This window comes from Corallococcus aberystwythensis, from assembly GCF_003612165.1.
GTDB classification, from domain to species: Bacteria; Myxococcota; Myxococcia; order Myxococcales; family Myxococcaceae; genus Corallococcus; species Corallococcus aberystwythensis.
In genome coordinates this window covers 1-1202 of sequence record NZ_RAWK01000537.1, presented here as the reverse complement: position 1 = coordinate 1202, position 1202 = coordinate 1, and the positions used below count along the sequence as shown (strand labels likewise).

Annotated in this window: 2 protein-coding genes; both read left to right on the top strand. The window is 70.3% G+C overall.

Going from position 1 to position 1202, the window contains the following annotated elements; translation table 11 throughout:
- Positions 1 to 51 precede the first annotated feature (51 nt).
- Positions 52 to 366, top strand: coding sequence for a ComEA family DNA-binding protein (locus tag D7W81_RS41295; protein ID WP_120560753.1), 315 nt, complete (start codon positions 52 to 54; stop codon positions 364 to 366).
- A gap of 299 nt (positions 367 to 665) precedes the next feature.
- A complete protein-coding gene (locus D7W81_RS41290) occupies positions 666 to 1193 on the top strand; it encodes a MarR family winged helix-turn-helix transcriptional regulator (protein WP_244227800.1) in 528 nt (175 codons plus the stop codon).
- Positions 1194 to 1202 lie beyond the last annotated feature (9 nt).

The following is a 1202-nucleotide window of genomic DNA, read 5'->3' as shown; positions in this document are numbered from 1 at the left end:
GAGATTTGGATAAGAGACAGGGCCTGGGCGTGGGTGTTGGGCTGCGTGCTGATGGGGGCGGGGCGTGCGGAGGCCGCCAGCCCGCGCATGCAACACGTGGGGGTGGTCAACCTGAATGAAGCCACGGCGGCGGAGCTGGACCTGCTGCCGGGCGTGGGTGAGAAGGCGGCGCAGCGCATCCTCGAGCACCGCAAGAAGCGGCCCTTCGGTCGCGTCGAGGAGCTGGTCCGGGTCAAGGGCTTCGGAAAGAAGAAGTTCCTCAAGCTCAGGGCCCACCTGGCCCTCAGCGGCCCCACGACGCTCAAGGTGGAGCAGGTCCCCGCCGGGTCGCCGCCGGGAAGGGAGGGAAGCGTCACGAACCCATGAAACCCATGGCTTGAGTCAGGCTCATGAGGGCCGCCGCTCCCGGGCCCCGGCATGCCCGGGGGCGGTGGCCCGCTTTTCCGGGGATGACACACCCAGCCAGCACCCAAGCCCATAGCGTCACCGCCCCCAAGGCCCCCGGGCGGGCGGGCCCGTCCTCCCGAGAGCACCCCTTCCGGATTTTGCTGGAACGCCCAGGCCGACGCGCTAGGACACGCCCATCTTTGGAACACATCGGAAAGACAGGGAGGCCGGAGTTGAAGGAGGATGCGCCCATGAAGGACACACAAGCCCCGGAGTCGATGGCAGGCCCGGACGGCAGCAAGTCCCGGGGTTCGCCGCAGCAGCTGGGTGAGGTGCTGGAGTTCATGCGCCTCCTGTGGGCCGTGGACCATGGCCTGCAGTCCACGTCCAAGCGGATGGAGTCCACGCTGGGGCTCACCGGCCCGCAGCGGCTGGTCATCCGGCTGGTCGGACGATTCCCGGGCATCACCGCCGGCACGCTCGCCAACATCCTCCACGTGCACCCCAGCACCCTCACCGGCGTGCTCAAGCGCCTGGAGAAGCGCGGCCTGCTGGAGCGCAAGTCGGATCCGCTCGACGGCCGCAAGGCCCTCTTCGCGCTCACCGACTCCGGCCGCGCGCTGGACATCCCGTCCGAGGGCACCGTCGAGTCCGCCGTGCAGCGCGTGCTCGCGCGCCTGCCCCGTGACCGCATCGTCTTCACCCAGGAAGTGCTGACCGCGCTCGCCGAGGAGCTGGGCGGCCTCTCCGCGCCCCTGGAGGACGCTCCGGCGGCCTCCCGCTCCACCCCTCCCGCCGAAGGCTGAAGCACGCCC